This is a genomic window from Streptomyces sp. NPDC002130, assembly GCF_040296465.1.
GTDB lineage: Bacteria > Actinomycetota > Actinomycetes > Streptomycetales > Streptomycetaceae > Streptomyces.
In genome coordinates this window covers 1-18,554 of record NZ_JBEOXI010000167.1, presented here as the reverse complement: position 1 = coordinate 18,554, position 18,554 = coordinate 1, and the positions used below count along the sequence as shown (strand labels likewise).

The following is an 18,554-nucleotide window of genomic DNA, read 5'->3' as shown; positions in this document are numbered from 1 at the left end:
CGCCGCGCCGAGCAGGACCGCGGCCAGGTAGAAGAGGAAGCCGAAGAAGTACGTGGTCATCCGGACCGCGCCCTCGGGCGTCTTGTCGGCCGAGACGACGAGGCACGGATCGTCGTAGCTGAAGCGGAGGCATACTTCGACCGCGTCGGCAGCGAACGAGGCATTGAGGAATGCCGCGCCCTCCTGGCCGGCCTTCCCCACAGAGCCCGACGCCGCTTCTTGAGTCCTCGTCGTCAATGAGGACGTGGGGGCGTCCTTCAGGTCAATACACAGTAGTGCTTCGTTTGGTTCCGGCTCTGGTCCTCGGCAGGAGGCGGCCGCAGGTGGTGCAGGTGCCGGTCCGGCGCCTCAGCCGGACTGGTCCAGACCCAGGGCCGTGCTGCGCTCGCGGTAGTCGTGCTGGATCCGCCAGCGCGTCTTCGCCCACCGCACCAGGGGCGATCGGGGCGATAGACGGCATACGGTGGCGGACCCGCGCGGGTGTCCCCTGGCGCGATGTGCCGGAGCGCTACGGGCCCTGGGACCGGGTCTAAGACCTGCTCCGCCGCTGGCAGAGGGATGGCACTCGGGCCAGGATCGTCACGGCCGGTCGCGCGAGCGCGAGCACGGACCTGCGTAAGCACGACCGCAGTCTCACCGGTGGCAAGAAACTTCTGCTCCACCATGTCGAACGAAGCCTCACCAGGGCCTCCTGCCGCCAGGTACTCCGCCTCAGCTGCATACATGCCGGTGAGAACCGTTGCTGACTCCGTAGTGGATGACATCGTCATGCCGCCAGCATGAGCACCGCAGCAGGGCCTCGCCGGCGGCAATCAGACATCGTTGTGCTGCGGTCTGCACTCTGCAACACCCTGGTGACCGGTGCGCCCGCGGCGCTGTACGGCACCTGCGCCCACCCTGCATGGCCCGCTCAGAGCAAAGCCCCGGCCGGACGGGGGAATCGCGGCCGGGGCGGTTCGGTGGTGGGTGCGGATGGTGGTCGCCTCTCGGCGAAAGGCTCCACAGGGCTTCAGCCGAACGATCGTCCCTGTGGGCGAATGGTGAGGCCCGGGGACACTGTCCCATCCGCACCCACGGTTTGTTCAACGGGCAACCAGCGGTGGTTGTTCCGTACTTGGCTCGGATGTGGGGTGATCCGTGCCACTCCCCCGGGCCCGTCATTGGCGGCCGGTCACCGGTCCCAGGCGACCCACCCGAAACTTGAACGCGTTCAAATTTGATGAGAGCATCGCACTCAACTGCTCAGGGGGGGGTGGGTGCGGATGCTCGACAAGGTGGCGCGCGGGAGGGCGATGACCGTGGGGAGATCCGCCGGACTCATCGCAACGTCCCTGGCGTGGGCAACACTGATCACCGTGAGTCCCTGGCTGCCGAGCACCGTGGGCATCCTGGATCTGACAGGCGTGGCCGCCGTCCTGAGCATGCTGATCCTCGGCCCTGTTCCGTCCTTCTTGCTGGGGACGCTGCTGGGGCGTGCTCGTGCCACCTGGCTGGTGGCGACGTGTGGCGCCGCGGGGCCGTCGCTCTGGATCCTCGACTTCACGGTCTTCAGCGATCCCGACGTCCGTTCTTCGACGGCGGTGGCAGTCGCTTCCGCAGGCGCTTTGGCCTTGGGGCTCGTCAGCGCCCCTCTCCTGGCGGGAGCTGCGGCAGGCCGATTTTGCTGTCGCTCCGGTACGGCCGGCCGCCTCGAAGCACGCGGCCCGGCGAGGTGAACACGCGGTCCTCGAGCGCAACAGGACGGGCCACGCCGCCGGTTGCCGGACCGGGCGCGCTCGGGATTGATCCGGAGTGGAGCCAACCACTTGCCTGCTCACGACCATCGATGCGCCGCAGCCCCTTCCCTTGTCATGCCCTCATCTGAAATCTTGCGTCGACCCATTCGGCCCACGGCCCGGCCGGCGCCACCCATTGCCCCGGGCTCTCGGAGGATGCTGTGACAACCCCCCGCATATCCCAGCACCGTCTCAGACGGTCGCTGCTGTCCCTGGCCGCTGTCGGCGCGGCTCTCACGCTCGCCACCCCCGCCGGCGCCGCCGACGTGGACACCGGCCTTCCGCCGGGCCCGGCCGCGGCCCGCGCCGCCACGCCCGTCCAGTCCGCGGCCGGATGGGCCGCCGGCACCCGCTCCTACCTCGTCATCACCGCGCCCGGTGACACCTCGGCCGCACGCAATGCCGTTACGGCCAATGGCGGTTCGGTCTTCGCGCACTACGACGCGATCGGTGTCGTGGTCGCGCACTCCTCCTCCGCCGGCTTCGCCACCGCGATGCGCGCCGTCGCGGGCGTGCAGAAGGTGGGGGCGACCCGCACCTCGGACGTCCCCGCGGACGCCTACTCCCCCACCCTGCCGAGTGCTCCCGCGCAGTCGCCCACCACGCTCACCGAGAGCGCGCGGTGGGACATGACCAGGATCAACGCCGACAAGGCCTGGGCCGTCAGCACCGGATCCCCGTCCGTCACGGTGGGTGTTCTCGACACCGGAGTGGACGACCGGCACCAGGACATCGCACCCAACTTCGACACGGCGGACTCCGTCTCCTGCGCCTACGGCAAGGCCGACACCCGCGCCGGCGCCTGGCGTGATGTCGGCACCCACGGCACGCACGTGGCGGGCACCATCGCCGCCGCGAAGAACGGCAAGGGAGTGGTCGGCGTCGCGCCGGGTGTGAAGATCGCCTCCGTGCGCATCGCCGAGCCGAGCACGAGCATGTTCTTCGCCGAGAACACCATCTGCGGCTTCATGTGGGCCGGTGACCGCGGCTTCGACGTCACCAACAACAGCTATTACACGGACCCGTGGATGTTCAACTGCCCCGACGACCCCGACCAGGCGGCCATCATCGAAGGTGTGCGCCGGGCGCAGGAGTACGCGGAGGGCAAGGGCTCGCTCCAGGTCGCCGCGGCGGGCAACTCCAACTACGACCTGGCGAACAAGCGCACCGACAGCTCCAGCCCGAACGACTCCACCCCCGTCAACCGCACCATCACGAACGCCTGCATCGACATCCCGACAGAGCTGCCGGGCGTCGTGACCGTCGCGGCGATGGGCAACGGGAACATCAAGGCGTCCTACTCCAACTTCGGCCGGGACGTCATCGACGTCGCGGCCCCGGGCGGCGACGGAGCCTCCGGCGTCTACTCCACGCTCCCCGGTGGCAAGTACGGGAACATGAACGGCACGTCGATGGCCTCACCGCACGTGGCCGGAGTCGCCGCGCTGCTGAAGAGTGCCGACCCGGCCGCCACCCCCGCTGATCTCCGCGCGCGGCTGGGAAGCCAGGCCACGGACACCGCGTGCCCGACCGACAGCCGTTGCACCGGCACCACGGCGAAGAACGCCTTCTTCGGGGAGGGCCAGGTCGATGCGCTGAAGGCCGTCGGGGGCACCGTGCCGCAGCCGGGCCGGTACTTCGAGAACGCCACCGATGTCACGGTCGCCGACAACGCCACGGTGGAGTCCGCGATCTCCGTGACCGGCGTGCCGGGCAATGCCCCGGCCGCACTGAAGGTCGGCGTGGACGTCAAGCACACGTACCGCGGCGACCTGGTGCTGTCGCTCGTCGCCCCTGACGGGTCGGTCCACCCCCTGGAGGACTTCGCCGACGGCGACAGTGCGGACGACGTCGTGAAGACGTACACCGTCGACGCCTCGTCCGAGACCGCGTCCGGTACATGGAAGCTGCGCGTCCGCGACATCGCGACACAGGACACCGGCCGGATCGACAGCTGGAATCTGACCTTCTAGAGGGAGAGGGCCCCAGGGCGCGCACGCCCCCCCTGTCACCCCTTGCTTGGCCTATCGAAATTCGATAGGTTCCCATCGTAAGTCGATTGAAGGATGGGACATGGGGAAGCTGGCAGTGTGCGCGCTGCGCGCCGTGCTCGTGGTGTTGCTCGTCGGCACCGTGCTGGTCCAGGCATCGATGGTGTGGGCGTTGGTCAGCGGGAACGACCCGGAGGACGGGTCACTCCCGCTGACCGCGCTGCGCGTGATCACGATCCTGGGCCTGACGGCGGCCCAGGCGGCCCTGGTCTGCGTATGGCGGCTGGTGACGATGGTGCGCCGCAGAACCGTGTTCTCCCCCGCCGCCTTCCGGTACGTGGATGTCGTGATCGGCTCGATCGTGGCGGCTGCCCTCGTGTGGTTCGCGGTCACGATCCTCAACGCGCCGGGCCAGCGGGACGACCCGGGCGTCACCGTCATCATGGGTGGCATCGGTCTGGCCATCCTGGGGGTCGCGCTCATCGTGCTCGTGCTGCGGATGCTGCTCGCGCAGGCCGTCGCTCGCGACGTCGAGGCGTCACAGATGCAGGCCGAACTGGACGAGGTGATCTGACACCGGTCGCCGTCGGGCCTTCGCGTGCGGGCGGCCGGTGGCATTGCCTTGCGCTTTGTGGGTAGGCGCGGATCGTGTTGGACGAATACTCGAAGGACGCGGCGGCCCCCATGGATCAGGAAGTGGGAGGAAACGCCCCGGATCCGCTGTCCGCCGGCGCCATTTCCGTATCGGCGGCGTTCGACGGAGACACCGGGATCGCAGAAGCCCGCGACCTGGCCCGGACGTTCCTGACCCGGGTACAGGCGGTGCACGGCCTGCCGGTCTCCAGCCGGGCCATGGGGATGGTGCAGCTCGTGGTCAGCGAGCTGGTCACCAATGCCCGCAAGTACGCTCCCGGCCCCTGCCTGCTGACCCTGGACGTCGTGGACGGGGTCGTGCGGACCAGCGTGTGGGACAGCAGCACCCGGCTGCCGGCGATCCTGGCGCCCGACCCGAGCCGGATCGGACAGCACGGCCTGGAGATCGTGGCCGCCGTCTGCGTCGGCTTCGCCATCCACCGCGAGCCGGTCGGCAAGCGCATCACCGCCGACATCGTGCTCGCCGACGACCCCGGCGGGTCCCCGGCCGGCCACCAGGTGCTGTAAGGCCGACACCGAAGGCGGTGCGGCCAGGCACCGTACTCGCAGACGCCGGCCGGCCCACGCCCATCGCGGCCGGGCAGCACCCCCGTTACTACTCCGCCGCCACGATGCGCTCCACGGCGGCCGTCACCAGTTGTTCACGCTCCGCCTCCGTGAAGACGTCCGGCAGGGTGAGCTGCTCGACGATCAGCCAGTTCAGCGTCAGCATGAGCAGCTTGACAGCCGTGGCGTCGCCAGGGAGGCCCGAAGCCTCGTGGTGGGCGACGTTGGCGTCGACGTCGGCGCGGACCCGCTCGGTGAGGACCTTGCGCAGTTCGGGGCGCCGGGTGGCCTCGAGGCGAAGTTCCAGCAGGGCGAGGTAGCCGGTGCGGAAGGACGCGATGCGGCCGACCAGCTCACGCATCAGACCGGCATAGGTCTCCCGGTCGCGGCCGGCCGCCTGCTGTCGCGCGACCATCGCCTCGTCGGGCTGGAGCCGCTCGTACACCCGGGCGCCGGCCTGCGTGAACAGGTCGTCGCGACTGGCGAAGTAGTTGGACGCCGTGCCGGCCGGGACGGAGGCCGCGGCGTCCACGGCCCGGAACGTCAGGCCGCGTGCCCCTTCCCGGGCCAGCACCTCGATCGCCGCGTCCACCAGGGCCGCACGCCGCTGGTCGTTCCTTCTCACCATTGACACCACTCCAGGCGTAGTACTACGTTCAAACCACTTCGATCAGAGTACTACGCGTGGGGGACCAGGGTGCGAAAGCTCGTGTACTACATCGGCATCTCGCTCGACGGCCGCATCGCCGGCCCCGGCGGGGAGTTCGACTTCTTTCCGCAGGGCGACGAACAGCAGGCCGCCGCGTACACGAACTGGATGAACGCGCTGTATCCGGAAACCGTCCCGACGGCCTACCGCGCGGCCGCCGGCGTGGCCGACGAGCCCAACCGGCGTTTCGACACCGTCGTCATGGGTCTCGGCACCTACCGCCTCTCCCTCGACAACGGGATCACCAGTCCGTACGCACACCTGCGCCAGTACGTCGTGTCCAGCACCCTCGAGCCCGACGTCGACCCAGCCGTCACCGTCGTGGCGAGCGACCCGCTCGGCCTCGTCCGCGAGCTCAAGGGCGAGGCCGACGCCGGCCAGGACATCTGGCTCTGCGGAGGCGGCCGACTCGCGGGGACCCTGTTGCCCGAGATCGACGAGCTGCTGATCAAGACCTATCCGGTCATCGCGGGGAGCGGAATCCCGGTGGTCGACGGCGCCTTCGACCCCACCGTCCTCGAGGTCGCCGAGCGCACCGCCTTCCCCGGCGGGGCCATCCTCACCCGCCTCACCCGCCGCTGGTCCGGGCCACCGGTCGATCGGCCTCAGTAGTCGAGGTCGATGTAGTCGATGTCGTTGAGGGCGACGTCCGAGAGTCCCAGTGCCCGGGCTCCGCCGTCCTGGAAATAGGTTTCCTTGAACCCGTCGGCGATGATCTGCCGCAGTTGCCGGTCGCCGGCGCCTGCTTCGCGGGCGTCGAACAGCCGCTGCGCGTACGCCGGGGGGAGGTGCACCGTGAGTCGGCGGAAGCGGCCGTCGTCGGTCGTGCCGATCGGTGCCGTGTAGCCGAAGCGGGCTCTGGTCTCCACCGTGATCCCGCCTGTGGAGGCGGCCTCCTTGCGCCGGCGTCTGCGGACCTGAGGCTGCCACCGGGACCGGACCGCGGCATCGATCCTCCGCTGGATCTCCTGCGGCGGGTTCTTGCGCTCACCCGTGCGGTAGCGCTCCACCGACCGCCTGGTCACCCCGAGCTCCTCCGCCACGGCCCGGGTCGTCTTCAGCTGCTTCAGCAGGAAGTTGATCCGGCCCCTGAGTGTCTTGGGCGGAGTGCGGGTGAAGGCCTCCTGGTCGGCGCGCTCGATGGCGTCGTCGATTTCTCCCACGGCGTCCGTTCCTCTCGCAGGTCAGCCCTACTCGCCGTCGTCCAGGACGGCGTCGCCGCCCTTGACGTGGCGGGCGGGGTTCAGGCCCTTCTCCATCAAGTCGACCGCCCAGAGCATCTCCTGGACGCCCTCCGGCTTCGCCAGGCCCGGGGCGGGACCGAGGCGGAAGCCGCCGGGCTGGGACTTGCCGGAGGCCGCGTAGGGGAGGAAGTCCAGCGGCGAAGGGCCCGGGCTGGGGTAGACGACGCAGTCCGAGAGCACCGCGAGCGGGTACCGGCCCGTCAGCTTGGCCATGTTCAGCAGCTTGCGGTGCATGTTGACCCGGGCTTTGGAGATGACGGCGGCGCGGATGTCGGGTCGCCAGGTGGGCCGCTCCAGGGCCGGCCACCGGTCCCCCGGCTTGTAGTGGCGTCCCTGGGGGCGCTCACGGAGCTTGCCGATGCCGCCCTTGACGGTGGCCTTGATCGCGGCGAGGACGGCGGCCAGGGTTGGGTCGGTGTCCTTGTGCCGCTCCATCGCCGCGAGGAACTGCCGGTCGTCCAGGTCCCGGGTGACGCCGAGGTCGGCCAGGGTGTCGACGTAGGCGCTCTTGAGCCGGTCGTGCCACGGGTCCAGGTACGCACCCGTCGCACGGCGCAGGTAGGCCTCCAGCGGCTGCACGTTGTAGCCCAGTTCCTGGGCATAGGCGACCGTGTGGGTCTGGTACCAGGCGGGGCCGGACGGTCGTTCACCGCTCGGCGTGAAGGGGCTGGGCAGGCGTGGGTCCAGCTCCACGCGGCTCAGGTCGACCAGCCAGGAGCCGGGGATCTTCGGATTGAACTGCGGGCCGACGAAGTGCTCCGGCCCCGACAGTCCGACCGTGAGCCGGGCGGCGGCGGCGAGGAACGCGGTGTTGAGGTCCAGACCGACCGCGTAGGGCAGATGGCACTCCTCGTCGCTCAGCAGGTCCACCTCGCGCACCCACTGGTAGGCCTCCTCGTCGAGGAACCCCCCGCTCCAGCCGGAGTCGACGACCACGGGATGCTCCGGGGTGGCCTCGGGCGGCGCCGGGTCCACCGGCTGTGTCCCGAGCGAACCGGGGTTGTGGCCGGGCACCCAGTTGCCCGTGGTCTCGTCGCGGACCGCGCGGGTGGGCGGCCGCAGCGCCGTCATCAACTCCAGGCCCGAGACGGCGGTACTGCCACGTGGGGTGAGGACGCGGCGCGCGTAGACGCCGAGCGCCCGGGCGACATCGGCAGGCTCCGAATCCGTCACGCCCGGCCAGGACCGCTCGTCCAAGGCGTCCCATGACAGAACCGCCAACTGCACGCACTGCCGCCGACCTTCCTCGGCCTTGCGGTAGATCCGGGCCCACGGGCCGAACCCACGCTGCGTCAGCTGCCACCCCGCCTTCATCACCTGCACGACGACCGGATGGTCCTGGGGCAGGCGCAGCGAACGGCGCTGTTCGTGACCCTCCAGTCGCTCGGGCAATCCGAGCCTCACAGCCGCCGCCGGGGTGAGCACCACCAACGGGTCGGAATCCTTGCCGTTGCGGTGCAGGCGCGGCGCGCCGAGGCCGGACTCGCGCAGTGTCCACTCCACCAGCTGCGGCACGGAGGTGGCGGGGCAGTCGAGGACGATGCCGTCGGCACCGTACGCCGAGCCGTCGCCGTCGAGCACGACCAGCGGCCCGTGTGGGTACCGGGGATCGGCGGCGGGCGTCGCGACCTTCTTCGTGACAGGTCGCCGCGAGGACGCCGCCGGGTGACGGCCGGGGCGTTCGGGCGCGGTCGGCGCCGGCGCGGTGCGGGGCGTCGAGGTCTCGGCCGCAGGAGTGCGCGTCTGCGAAAGGAGCTCCGGCCGGGGCGCGTCGGCGGGGGCCCGCGGAGCTGGTGCGGGAGCCGGAGGAGCTGGTGCGGGGGCCGGGACGGGGGCGACGTGGGCGGGATACCTCGCCGCCCAGCCCTTCAGTAGCCGCTGGTAGGCCTCCAGGCGCGGCGACTTCGGCTCCGACCTGCCGTTCTCGTAGTTCTTCACCGTCTGTGTGGAGGTCTTCAGCGCGAGCGCGAGGCGCGCTTGGGTGATGCCGGCGGCCTCCCGCAGCCTGGCCCGCTCCGCCGGAGGGGGAAGCTGCGGTTCCTCCTCCAGCAGCGCGTCGACGGACGCAAACAGCTCTTCTTCGGAGGCCATGTCGATCTCCTCTCGCGCTTCCCCGGTCCTTGCGGACCTTAGCCTAGAATTTATCCCGTTCCTTTACCCCTGTCGGACGGCACGCGTGTCGGTGCCCGCCGGTGTGTGGATCACCGCACGGCCTGGTTGCGTCGTGCCTCTGCCGCCTTGAAGTAGTCGCCGCCTTTGCGCTTGATGTCGTCCGTGCCCCAGGCCTGTTCCCCGGCGGCGGCGGTGGTGCCGTCCTGTGCGGCATGCGGCCGCAGCGGTGCTCTGACCAGCCTGGGTATGTGCTTCGAGCAGTGGATGTAAGCCTCTTCGACCTCGACTTCGACCCACATCTGGGGGCGGCGGCCGGGCAGTGGATCGACGGGCAGGTCGGGATGGCCCCGGCGCATCGCCTCATCGGGGACCAGACGAGCGCGGCCGTTGACGTGCAAGCCGATGCGGTCCTCTGAGAAGTCGATCATCAGGAGGCCGATGTGCGGGTTCTCCCGGATGTTGCCGAGCGAGGCCATGACGCCGTTCCCCCGGTACTCCGGGTAGGCGAGGGTCGTGTCATCGAGAACGTGGAGAAAGCCGGGCGGCCCGGCGCGGAACGTGCTGTCGCACTGGCCCTGGCCGTCCGCAGTGGCGAGAAAGAACATCTCCTGGCGGGCCACGAACTCCCTCATCCTGGAGTTGAGCCGGTCCAGTACCTGTTCGTCGTAGAAGCGATCAGCGCGGCTGGTGGTACCCAACTCGCTCTGGATCTGGTGCTCTCCGTGGCTTCCGGGCCGGTCCGCCCGCTGATCCTGGTGCAACGGTCCTCCTGACAGGCGAACCAACGCCTGTGTCCGAGCCCTGCACCGGTGGTCCGTCGGCGCAGGTGACTCTGCCGATCCCCTCGGAGGCCGAATAGCGCTGACCGGCCACGCACATGAGGGTAGAGCAGGCGCTTGCATGCTCCGGCGGGCACCCGGTGTTCGCGCGCTCAAGTCGCCGGCCTCGACTCCGCTGATCTGCTGGGAGAGCAATCGGAGTGAGTACTCACTCATTGACGGAGTGAGTACTCACTCCGTAGTCTTGCGGTCATGACAGCAGCCAAGGAGAACGAGACCGCCCGCCGCCGCGCCCCGAGCATGTCGCCGGAGCGGCGCCGCGAAATGATCATCCAGACCGCCATCCCGCTGATCGCCGAGTACGGCGCCGCGGTGACGACCGCGAAGATCGCCCGCGCCGCGGGCATCGGCGAGGGAACGATCTTCCGCGTCTTCGCCGACAAGGACGAGCTGCTGCAGGCCTGCATGGCCGAGGCGCTCTCCCCCGAGCACGCGGTCCGCGAGCTCGACGCGATCGATGCCTCCCAGCCGCTGCCCGAGCGACTCGCGGAGGCGGCCGACGCGCTGCAGGCGCACATGGCCAGGATGGGCGCGGTCATGGGCTCACTGGGGCATCGCGGCGGCAAGCACCCCGGCACGGTGCGCGGCGCGGGACGCGCCGAGTCGACGACCCGTATCCGCGCGGCCCTCGTGGAGCTTCTTGAGCCCGACAGGGCCGCCCTGCGCCGGCCGCCGGAGCAGATCGCGGCCCTCTTCTTCGGGCTGCTCTTCACCCAGCCGCGTACCGAGGACGAGCCCGACCTGACCCCGCAGGAGCTGGTGGAGGTGTTCCTGCACGGGGCGCTCTCGGGCGGCGCCGAGTGAGCGGCGGAGATGGCCCTTGGGAGTCAGGGCCCTGGCGGTCCTGGCCCCCGCAACTGGTCATGCGTCCGGCCGCACAGCAGTGGGGGAGCCGAGCGTTCTCGCCCTGGTGCGACCTAGAGCGTCGGCGGGCCGGCCTCGATGCGGCGCAGCACGGGCGGCAGCCGATCCAGGTCCGGGCCGGTCTGGATCTGCCGCTCGTCCCACCAGGTGGCGCCGGCATCGCGCAGTGGAGCGATCACGTCCCTGGCCTTGGCCGCCTCCGGGGGCGTGGCCCCGCCGAGTACGAACTCGAAGGGGCGCGCATCGCCGGCAGGCCGGCGCTCGCGTATGTAGCCGACCAGTGACCGGACTTCGGCCACGTCGGGTACGTGACCATGCCGGGCCGTCTCGAAGAGCGGTACGGCGCCATCCCACCGGGCTGCTCGCCGCATGGGCGGGCGCCGCGGCCAGAATCCGCCGATCCACACCGGCGGACCGGGCTGCTGCACCGTGGCGGGCAGCAGCGTCACGTCCCGGACCTCGTAGTGCCGGCCTCGGTGGCTCACCGGCTCGCCGGTCCAGAAGCGCCTCAACAGCTCCAGTCCCTCGTCCAGTCGCTCGCCCAGCACGTTCGGCTCTGCGGTGTCGCCGAAGCTGCGGTATTCGTCTTCGATCGGGCCGCCCAGTCCTGCGGCGAAGGTCACCCGGCCGCCGCTGAGCTGGTCCAACGTGGCCACCTGCCGGGCGAGTTGCTGCGGACGACAGCGAGGGACGGGCGTCAGCAGGGTGCCGAGCCGGATTCGTGAGGTCGCCAGGGCGGCTGCGGTCAACAGCATCCAAGGGTCGGCGAACGGGCGCCCCTGATGGTGTCGATGCAGCACGTGGTCCCAGACGAACAGCCCGTCCCAGCCGGCCTGCTCGGCGGCGGCCGCGACGGTCGCGACGTTACGCGGGTCCGCGAAGTCGCCGAAGTTGGGGATGTTGACGGAGAAGCGCATCCCAGCAGGATGTGCGGCCGGCGGTGGAGGGTCCATCGGTTTTCCCGGCCAATGGTCTTGGATGAGGATGCGCAAGTCACTGAGCCAGGAAACGGGGGATCGTGGACGAGACGTTTGACGCCGTTGGAGAAGCATTGTGTTGTGCCGCGACCATCCGGCTGGGCGGTGCCGTGCAGGTGCTGACCGAGCGATCTGATCTGTTCGACCGTTACAGCGTGATCATGGCCGGAGTCCGGAGCATCGCGGCGTTCCTTGACGGCCGAGAGCTCGACGACGACCTCGTGGGCTCTGCGTTTGCCGAGAGCTGGTCCATGGATGCCAGGTACCCGGCGCAGCTCGTGGGCCATGCCTTCGTCAAGGACTGGACGTTTCTGGTCTTCGGCACGCTGGTGATGACCAGGCCGAGGCAGCAGAACATCGTGGCAGCGCTGACGCTGGACTTCGCATCCAAGGCGGCGGCTGCTTGGCCGTCCGCCATCGGTATCGACTCCTTCGACAGCCTCGCCCGCTTCGAACTGGCCTGCCGGCAGGAGGCGGAAGACCGTCTCCTGAGGGACGGTCTGCCCGCTCTGTGGAGACTGGCCGAAGTTCGGTCGAAGCAGTACCGCCAAGCGGCAGAAGAGCTGGTCGGGTAGTCGACACTCAGCCGGTGGGTCGAGGCCACCCGACCCGGTGGCTTCTTCCAGCCTACGGGGTGGGTGGGTTGTGAGGGCCTGGCTGGGCCCGTGCCGCCTGTTCTCGCTGCCGCCGTCATCGCCGCGTGGCCGATGTGGCGTATGCCCGCTGGCCGACGCCCGCAGAGGACGTGGGGTGGTGACGAATGGCCAGCGACAACAGGGCCGCGGCTGCGCAGGCCGCACCCAGGGCGAGCCAGACGGGGTTGTAGCTGCCGAACGTGTCGCGGGCGACGCCTCCGAGGAAGGAGGCCGACGCGGCGCCGACCTGGTGTGCTGCGTTGGTCCAGCCGAAGACGATGGCACTGTCCTCTCCGTGGAAGGTCCGGCACAGGGCGATGACCGGTGGCACGGTCGCCAGATCGAGCAGGCCGAAGGCGACCACGAAGACCAGCATGGGCGCGCTGACCGTGGCGGTCAGCGTCAGCGGCAGGCTGACCATGAGCAGGCCCCGCAGGAGGAAGTAGACGGCGAGGAGCCGACGGGCGTCCATGCGGTCGGTGAGCCATCCGGAGGCGATCGTGCCGACCACGTTGAAGATGCCGATGAGTGCCAGCAGGGTCGATGCTGTCGTGACAGGCATGCCGTGATCGTGGGCGGCCGGGGTGAAGTGGGTCCACATGATGCCGTTGGTGGATGCGCCGCAGATGGCGAATGTGCCGGCGAGCAGCCAGAAAGGGACGGTCCGGGCGGCGCGGCTCAGCACGGTCAGGGTGCGGCGGGCGGCGCCGGGGACAGGCTCGGGCCGCGGGATGAAGGTGTTACTGCCGTAGGGGCGCCGCCCCAGGTCGGCGGGGTGGTCGCGCAGTACGAGGCAGACCAGTGGGCTGATCGCCACGGCGGCGAGGGCGAGGGTGACGAGGGCGGGCCGCCAGTCGTAGCGATCGATGGTCCATGACAGGGCGGGCAGGAAGACCATCTGGCCGAGGACGCTGCCGGAGGAGAGGACGCCCGTCACGAGGCCGCGACGGGTGGTGAACCAGCGGTTGGTGACGGTGGTGCCGAGGGTCATCGCCAGTGACCCGGTGCCCAGGCCGACGAGAAGGCCCCAGAAGAGAGTGAACTGCCAGGCGGCGTTCATCGCGGTGGTGAGCATGGCACCCGCGGCCACGGTCCCGAGCGCGGCGAGGACAACTCGGCGGATGCCGAACCGGTCCATCAGGGCGGCGGCGTAGGGAGCCGTGAGTCCGTACAGGACCATGTTGACCGAAGCGGCCAGGCCGATGGAAGCCCGGGACCAGTGGAACTCCTGGCGCAGGGGGTCCTGCAGAAGGCCCGGCATGGTGGAGAAGGCGCCGGCGACGATGATCACCGCCCCGGCGACGGCGGCTACCCACCAGGCGCGGCGCCCGGAATCCTCGGTGTGATGGCCGGTTGTTTCATACATGTCTTCATCGTTGAGTGCGACGGACGACCGAAACCACTGGCCGTTTGGACACGTAGTGAAAGAATCTGGTCATGATGGTCAGTGGTGAAGGGGTGCACACAGTCGTTGTCCTGGTTCGTTCCGGGTTGCTGCCCATGGAACTCGGGATCGTGCACCGGCTGTTCGGCACTGCGGTGGATGCCACCGGTCGGCCGCTGTATTCGGTGGTGACCTGCGCGGCGGAGCCCGGTGAGATGTCCACGGAGGCCGACTTCACCGTCAACGTGCCGCTGGGACCGCGGGCATTGCGCCGAGCGGACACGGTCATCGTGCCCGCCGCCGTCGAGGATTACCGTCCCCAGCGGCGGGGTCAGCTGAGCCCGCCGGTACGAGCCGCCCTTGAGGAAGTGCCGGAAACGGCGCGTCTGGCGTCCATCTGCACCGGGTCGTTCGTGCTCGCGGCGGCCGGTTTTCTCGCGGGTCGCCGGGCGACGACGCACTGGAAGTCCTGCCCGGAACTCGCGGCGCTGTACCCGGAGATCGAGGTGGACCCCGATGTGCTGTACACCGACGACCGCCGCGTTCTGACCTCCGCGGGGGTCGCTGCCGGGATCGATCTGTGCCTGCACATGATCCGCAGCGACCACGGCGCCGACATCGCCAACACCGTCGCCCGCGGCACGGTGGTCCCTCCGCACCGCGAAGGCGGCCAGGCCCAGTACATCGACCGTCCCGTACCGGAATCCGACGACAGCTCCCTCGCCGCGGTCCGCGCCTGGGCTCTGGAGCACCTCGGTGAGCCCCTCGCCCTGGAGGATCTGGCGGGACGGGCGGCGACGAGCGTACGCACGCTGTCGCGCAGGTTCCGTAAGGAGACGGGGATGCCTCCGATGCAGTGGCTCGGTCAGCAGCGCCTGCAGTACGCCCGTAGGCTGCTGGAACGTACGGACGAGCCCGTGGACCGCATCGCGGCCGAGGCCGGCTTCGGCACGGGCACCGCTATGCGCCAGCACTTCCGCGAAGCGCTGGGCGTGTCACCGCGCGCGTACCGCAACACCTTCCGTGGAGGGGGGTGAGGGCACACTGCGCGTCCTCAAGGCAACACCCGGCCGGTAGCCACCCGGCGGCGGCTCCGGCTGTTCGGTGGAGCTGTCAGGACAAGATCTCGACGTAGCCGTCGCTTCCGTGTACCCGGATACGCTGCCCGTCCCGGATCAGTCGGGTGGCCCGGTCCACGCCCACGACAGCCGGCAAGCCGTACTCGCGTGCGATCACCGCACCATGGGTCATCAGACCGCCCACCTCCGTCACCAGGCCCGCGATCCCGACGAAGAGGGGCGACCAACTGGGGTCCGTGAAGGCCGTGACCAGGATGTCGCCCGCCTCGAGATCGGCTTGCGCCATGTCGAGAATGACGCGGGCCCGTCCCTCGATGGTCCCTCCGGAAACCGGCAGGCCGATCAGGGCACCGGCCGGCACGTCGTCGCGCCGGTACGCCCCGTTGACGGCCTCGCCTTCCGAGGTGAGGACCCGGGGCGGTGTGAGCGCGCGGTACGTCCCGAACGCCTCCTTGCGCTGCCGGACGAGCTGGTCGTCCACCTGCTTCGAGCGGACGACATCGTGGAGTTCCTCGAACGTGAGGTAGAAGATGTCCTCCTTGTCGGCGAGCACCTCGGCCCGCAGGAGACGGTCGGCTTCCTCCAGCAGGGCCTGCTTGTAGACGAAGTAGCGGCTGACGATGTCGTACTTCGGGTACTCGCGGTATCCGATGAAGGTGCGGACCCGGTCGATCATCCGCTTGGTCTCGTCGGCTTTGGCCTCCCCGTCGGGGAGGGCCCGCAGGCGTGACAGGACGTCCTGTTCCTTCTTCCACGCCTCCTGCCGGCCCTGCTCGAAACGCCGCTGGGCGGCGCCCGGTTCGAAGTTCCTGACGTTGTCGAGGATCGCCGGCACGAGCGTGCCGGGCCGCTCGCGCCAACGGGGCCTCGTGATGTCGATCTCTCCGGCACAGCGCATGCCGTACCGGTCGAGGTAGGCCTCGAGGGCGTCGCGCGCTTCGGTGCCGCCCGCCAGCTTCGGCAACTCGTCCAGGAAGCTGTCGTCGCCGGCGTTCTGCAGGAACGCCACCACCTGCGCATGGGGGCGGATCGCGTCCGCGACGTCGAGCAGCGCCAGTCCCATCTCTGACGTGACGTTGTCGGGGGCGGACAACGTCAGGGTGTCAGCCGCGTTCTTCTCCCCCAGCCATTCCTGCAGCTTGTCGTTGAGCCACCAGGTGGCCTCCATCCCCGCCATGATCGCCTGGAGACTCAGCGGATCGCTGAGCACTCGCTTGTGCTCCTCGAAGGCCTCCCAGAGGAAGTCGAAGAGAGCCGGCCCGGTCTTCGTTCGGATGTCGCGCCGCAGGGCGGCGATCGACGCCTGGCTGCGTTCGATCAGCCCGGCGACGACGGCCGGATCGGTCTCGATCGGGGTGGGTGCGCCGCCACCGGCCCGCGGTCCGCCGGGGGCCGGGTTCGGGTCAGGGTCCGGGAGCGAAGGGACGAAGTCGGCGCGGTCGAGGACGGTTTCCAGCGCGTCCCTGGTCAGGGGATCGCCCCTCCCCACGAGGTCCAGGAGGCCGGCGCGGCTCGCGGGCGAGGACAGGGCCCGGGTGGCGTCGACGAACAGCCTGCCGCCGGCGTCGGTCATCCGGGCCATGGCCGTCAGCTTCCACACGGAGAGCCCCAGGGGCTTCATGGGGTCGGTCATCATCTGCTGATGGCCGACGGAGACGTAGACGTGGTGGTCCTGGTCGTCGGTCTCGGGGATGGGGAAGAGCGTGGTGATCGGCCGGCTCTGAACCATCCGGAAGCCGTCATCGACAAGGCACCATTCGATGTCCTGGGGGCGGCCGAAGTGCTCTTCGATGCGCCGCCCGAGCTGCACGAGCTGCACGACCTGCGCATCCGTCAGCGCCGGCTGCCGCTGTTGCCGCGCGTCGACCGTCACCTGCTGCGTGCCGCCGTCCGGCAGGGCGTGAACGGCACGTTGTTTGGCGGCGATCGTCCTCTCGACGACCTCGCCGTGGCGCACCTTGTAGACGTCCGGGTTCACCAGGCCGGAGACCAGCGCCTCGCCGAGGCCGAAACCCGCATCCACGGTGGCGACCTTCCGGTTGCCCGTGACGGGGTCGGCCGTGAACAGGATGCCGGACGCATGCGGGAAGACCATCCGTTGCACGACCACGGCCATGTCGACCATGCGGTGGTCGATGTCGTTCCGCTGGCGGTACGTCACGGCCCGCTCGGTGAAGAGCGAGGCCCAGCACCGGCTGACATGCCGGAGGACGGCCGTCGGTCCCACGACGTTGAGGTACGTGTCCTGCTGGCCGGCGAAGGAGGCCGTCGGCAGGTCCTCCGCCGTGGCGCTGGATCGGACAGCGCAGGCGGCTTGCTCACCGAGTCGGGCGACGGCCCGGGTGATCTCTGCCGCGAGATCGTCCGGGATGGCAATCTCCTCGATGGTCTTGCGGATCTGCGCGCCGAGCGTGCCGATCGCCTCCCGGTCGTCCGGGTTCGAGCGGGACAGCCGATCCAGCAACCCCTCGATCGACGGCGATTGCGCCATGATCTGCCGGAAGGCGTCCGTCGTCACGCAGAAGCCGCCCGGCACACTGATGCCCTCGATCCGTGCGAGCGCGCCCAGGTGGGCACCCTTGCCGCCGACGACCGCGAGGTGCGTCTCGTCGACATCATGGAGATCCAGCACGTACCGCTCGGTCATCGCGATACCCCCCGCTCCGCCGAACCCATGGTCGAGCACGTCCCAATCTCCGACACACGCACCTCGTGTCCCCGTTTCCGCAGGTAGTGACTTCGGTCGACGATTCTGCGACAGGAACCGGGCCTTGCCGCAAGCCCCCCGGTGCGCTATAACTTGGGAGAGGCAAGGAGAGATCTCCTTGCCTTCGTGCTTTTCGGGCCCCGCTGCACCGGCGCCGGCATCTGGCCCTGGCCCTGGCCCTACGGGTGGCCCGCCCCCCACCTGCTGCTGCTCGACGAACCCACCGACCACCTCTCCCCTCGGCTGTGCGACGAGCTGGGGGAGGCGCTGGGCACCGACGGTCCGGGGGCGATCGTGGTCGCCAGCTGTGCCTGGAACCGGATCATGAGTGAGGGGCGAGGACTGGGCGCTGAAGCCGGGGTGACGATCGCGCTCTGCTGGTTCGGCACCGCCTGAAGCGGTGACGCTTCCTGCGCAGTGGTCAGGTGATGCAGCGGCCCGTCACGGCACCCCGGGCGGCGCTGAAGCCGCCCGGGTCTCAGCCTGTCCACCGGGTCTTGATGAGCGGCGCATCCCGCGGCAACTCCCGGCAGCCCTTGATGGAGTGAGCCCTGACCTACAGGCCCAAGTCGAGCGCGAGGCACGAGCTGCGTGTGCTCCACCTCTTCGGCCATGTCGGCGAAGCGGATGCGCTCGGGAAGCGTGCCGTACCGCGACTGCCGTGCCACTGCGGCGCTGTCCCGCGTCGGTTCCCTGCCCATGACCGGTCTCCCCTTCGCCATCACACTGTCGCCTCGGACGAAACAACGGCATGCCCTCGCAGGCGTCACCGGTCCAGGGGGTGATGCTCCTCCCGTGAGTGCGTCAGACGGTGATGGTCTTGTACTCGGTGCGCGTCCCGGGCCCTACCGCGCCGTACTCGCGCCAGATGCCGCCGGAACGGGCCGTCGAAACGGACCCCGTCGCCCTCGTCGTCGTAGGCGATGACGACCAGGACGGCCGGGCTCTGGGCGTGAGCAACGCCTCCGTCGTCGAAGTCGCGAACGCCTACTTCCGTGAGCGGCCGGACATCCCCCCGGCGACGCGCCTGGCCCTGAC

General features: G+C 69.8%; 17 protein-coding genes and 2 pseudogenes. 10 read left to right on the top strand and 9 right to left on the bottom strand.

Annotated features, from left to right (window positions below):
* A partial coding sequence (locus ABT116_RS27670; RefSeq protein WP_351639252.1) for a hypothetical protein occupies positions 1–201 on the bottom strand: 201 nt, incomplete at its 3' end.
* Between the two features lie 377 nt (positions 202–578).
* Positions 579–770 (bottom strand): annotated as a pseudogene (locus tag ABT116_RS27665) (nuclear transport factor 2 family protein); the annotation flags it as partial.
* Positions 771–1,262: 492 nt separating this feature from the next.
* On the opposite strand from ABT116_RS27665, the gene ABT116_RS27660 reads away from it, so the two are divergent.
* The 4 genes from ABT116_RS27660 (at position 1,263) to ABT116_RS27645 (ending at position 4,927) form a co-directional block, all read left to right on the top strand.
* Positions 1,263–1,715 (top strand): hypothetical protein, encoded by a 453-nt coding sequence (locus ABT116_RS27660; RefSeq protein WP_351639249.1) that lies wholly within the window; start codon positions 1,263–1,265, stop codon positions 1,713–1,715.
* Between the two features lie 221 nt (positions 1,716–1,936).
* Complete coding sequence (locus ABT116_RS27655) at positions 1,937–3,748, top strand: S8 family serine peptidase (RefSeq protein WP_351639246.1); 1,812 nt, start codon at positions 1,937–1,939, stop codon at positions 3,746–3,748.
* Between the two features lie 100 nt (positions 3,749–3,848).
* On the top strand, positions 3,849–4,340 hold the full coding sequence (locus tag ABT116_RS27650; RefSeq protein ID WP_351639243.1) for a DUF2975 domain-containing protein: 492 nt from the start codon (positions 3,849–3,851) through the stop codon (positions 4,338–4,340).
* 110 nt (positions 4,341–4,450) lie between these two features.
* Positions 4,451–4,927, top strand: a complete 477-nt coding sequence (locus ABT116_RS27645; RefSeq protein WP_351639240.1) for an ATP-binding protein — start codon at positions 4,451–4,453, stop codon at positions 4,925–4,927.
* Between the two features lie 88 nt (positions 4,928–5,015).
* Here the strand turns inward: ABT116_RS27645 and ABT116_RS27640 are convergent, their stop codons facing one another.
* Entirely contained in the window at positions 5,016–5,594 is a 579-nt protein-coding gene (locus ABT116_RS27640) for a TetR/AcrR family transcriptional regulator (RefSeq protein ID WP_351639237.1), read from the bottom strand.
* Between the two features lie 69 nt (positions 5,595–5,663).
* On the opposite strand from ABT116_RS27640, the gene ABT116_RS27635 reads away from it, so the two are divergent.
* Positions 5,664–6,287, top strand: coding sequence for a dihydrofolate reductase family protein (locus tag ABT116_RS27635; protein ID WP_351639235.1), 624 nt, complete (start codon positions 5,664–5,666; stop codon positions 6,285–6,287).
* On the opposite strand, the gene tpg is transcribed toward ABT116_RS27635, so the two are convergent.
* The 3 genes from tpg to ABT116_RS27620 form a co-directional block, all read right to left on the bottom strand.
* On the bottom strand, positions 6,281–6,838 hold the full coding sequence (gene tpg / locus ABT116_RS27630) for a telomere-protecting terminal protein Tpg (RefSeq protein WP_351639233.1): 558 nt from the start codon (positions 6,836–6,838) through the stop codon (positions 6,281–6,283). The two genes, ABT116_RS27635 and tpg, sit on opposite strands and share 7 nt — an antisense overlap.
* Before the next feature lie 27 nt (positions 6,839–6,865).
* On the bottom strand, positions 6,866–9,010 hold the full coding sequence (tap, locus tag ABT116_RS27625; protein WP_351639230.1) for a telomere-associated protein Tap: 2,145 nt from the start codon (positions 9,008–9,010) through the stop codon (positions 6,866–6,868).
* Positions 9,011–9,120: 110 nt separating this feature from the next.
* A complete protein-coding gene (locus ABT116_RS27620) occupies positions 9,121–9,792 on the bottom strand; it encodes a pyridoxamine 5'-phosphate oxidase family protein (protein WP_351639228.1) in 672 nt (223 codons plus the stop codon).
* Between the two features lie 270 nt (positions 9,793–10,062).
* On the opposite strand from ABT116_RS27620, the gene ABT116_RS27615 reads away from it, so the two are divergent.
* Positions 10,063–10,674, top strand: a complete 612-nt coding sequence (locus tag ABT116_RS27615; protein WP_351639225.1) for a TetR/AcrR family transcriptional regulator — start codon at positions 10,063–10,065, stop codon at positions 10,672–10,674.
* 113 nt (positions 10,675–10,787) lie between these two features.
* Here ABT116_RS27615 and ABT116_RS27610 read toward each other — a convergent pair whose 3' ends face one another.
* Positions 10,788–11,651 (bottom strand): LLM class flavin-dependent oxidoreductase, encoded by an 864-nt coding sequence (locus ABT116_RS27610; protein ID WP_351639222.1) that lies wholly within the window; start codon positions 11,649–11,651, stop codon positions 10,788–10,790.
* A 101-nt stretch (positions 11,652–11,752) separates the two neighbouring features.
* Here ABT116_RS27610 and ABT116_RS27605 point away from each other — a divergent pair, with 101 nt between their 5' ends.
* On the top strand, positions 11,753–12,286 hold the full coding sequence (locus ABT116_RS27605) for a hypothetical protein (protein WP_351639220.1): 534 nt from the start codon (positions 11,753–11,755) through the stop codon (positions 12,284–12,286).
* Positions 12,287–12,401: 115 nt separating this feature from the next.
* On the opposite strand, the gene ABT116_RS27600 is transcribed toward ABT116_RS27605, so the two are convergent.
* The gene (locus tag ABT116_RS27600; protein ID WP_351639216.1) at positions 12,402–13,712 is read right to left on the bottom strand and encodes an MFS transporter; all 1,311 of its coding nucleotides are present in this window, start codon (positions 13,710–13,712) and stop codon (positions 12,402–12,404) included.
* Between the two features lie 92 nt (positions 13,713–13,804).
* On the opposite strand from ABT116_RS27600, the gene ABT116_RS27595 reads away from it, so the two are divergent.
* The gene (locus tag ABT116_RS27595; protein ID WP_351639213.1) at positions 13,805–14,767 is read left to right on the top strand and encodes a GlxA family transcriptional regulator; all 963 of its coding nucleotides are present in this window, start codon (positions 13,805–13,807) and stop codon (positions 14,765–14,767) included.
* Positions 14,768–14,843: 76 nt separating this feature from the next.
* On the opposite strand, the gene rph is transcribed toward ABT116_RS27595, so the two are convergent.
* Positions 14,844–17,456, bottom strand: coding sequence for a rifamycin-inactivating phosphotransferase (gene rph, locus ABT116_RS27590; RefSeq protein ID WP_351639210.1), 2,613 nt, complete (start codon positions 17,454–17,456; stop codon positions 14,844–14,846).
* A gap of 186 nt (positions 17,457–17,642) precedes the next feature.
* Here rph and ABT116_RS27585 point away from each other — a divergent pair, with 186 nt between their 5' ends.
* Together ABT116_RS27585 and ABT116_RS27580 are read left to right on the top strand one after the other, a co-directional pair.
* The gene (locus ABT116_RS27585; protein WP_502983953.1) at positions 17,643–17,912 is read left to right on the top strand and encodes a hypothetical protein; all 270 of its coding nucleotides are present in this window, start codon (positions 17,643–17,645) and stop codon (positions 17,910–17,912) included.
* 403 nt (positions 17,913–18,315) lie between these two features.
* Positions 18,316–18,554 (top strand): annotated as a pseudogene (locus tag ABT116_RS27580) (hypothetical protein); the annotation flags it as partial.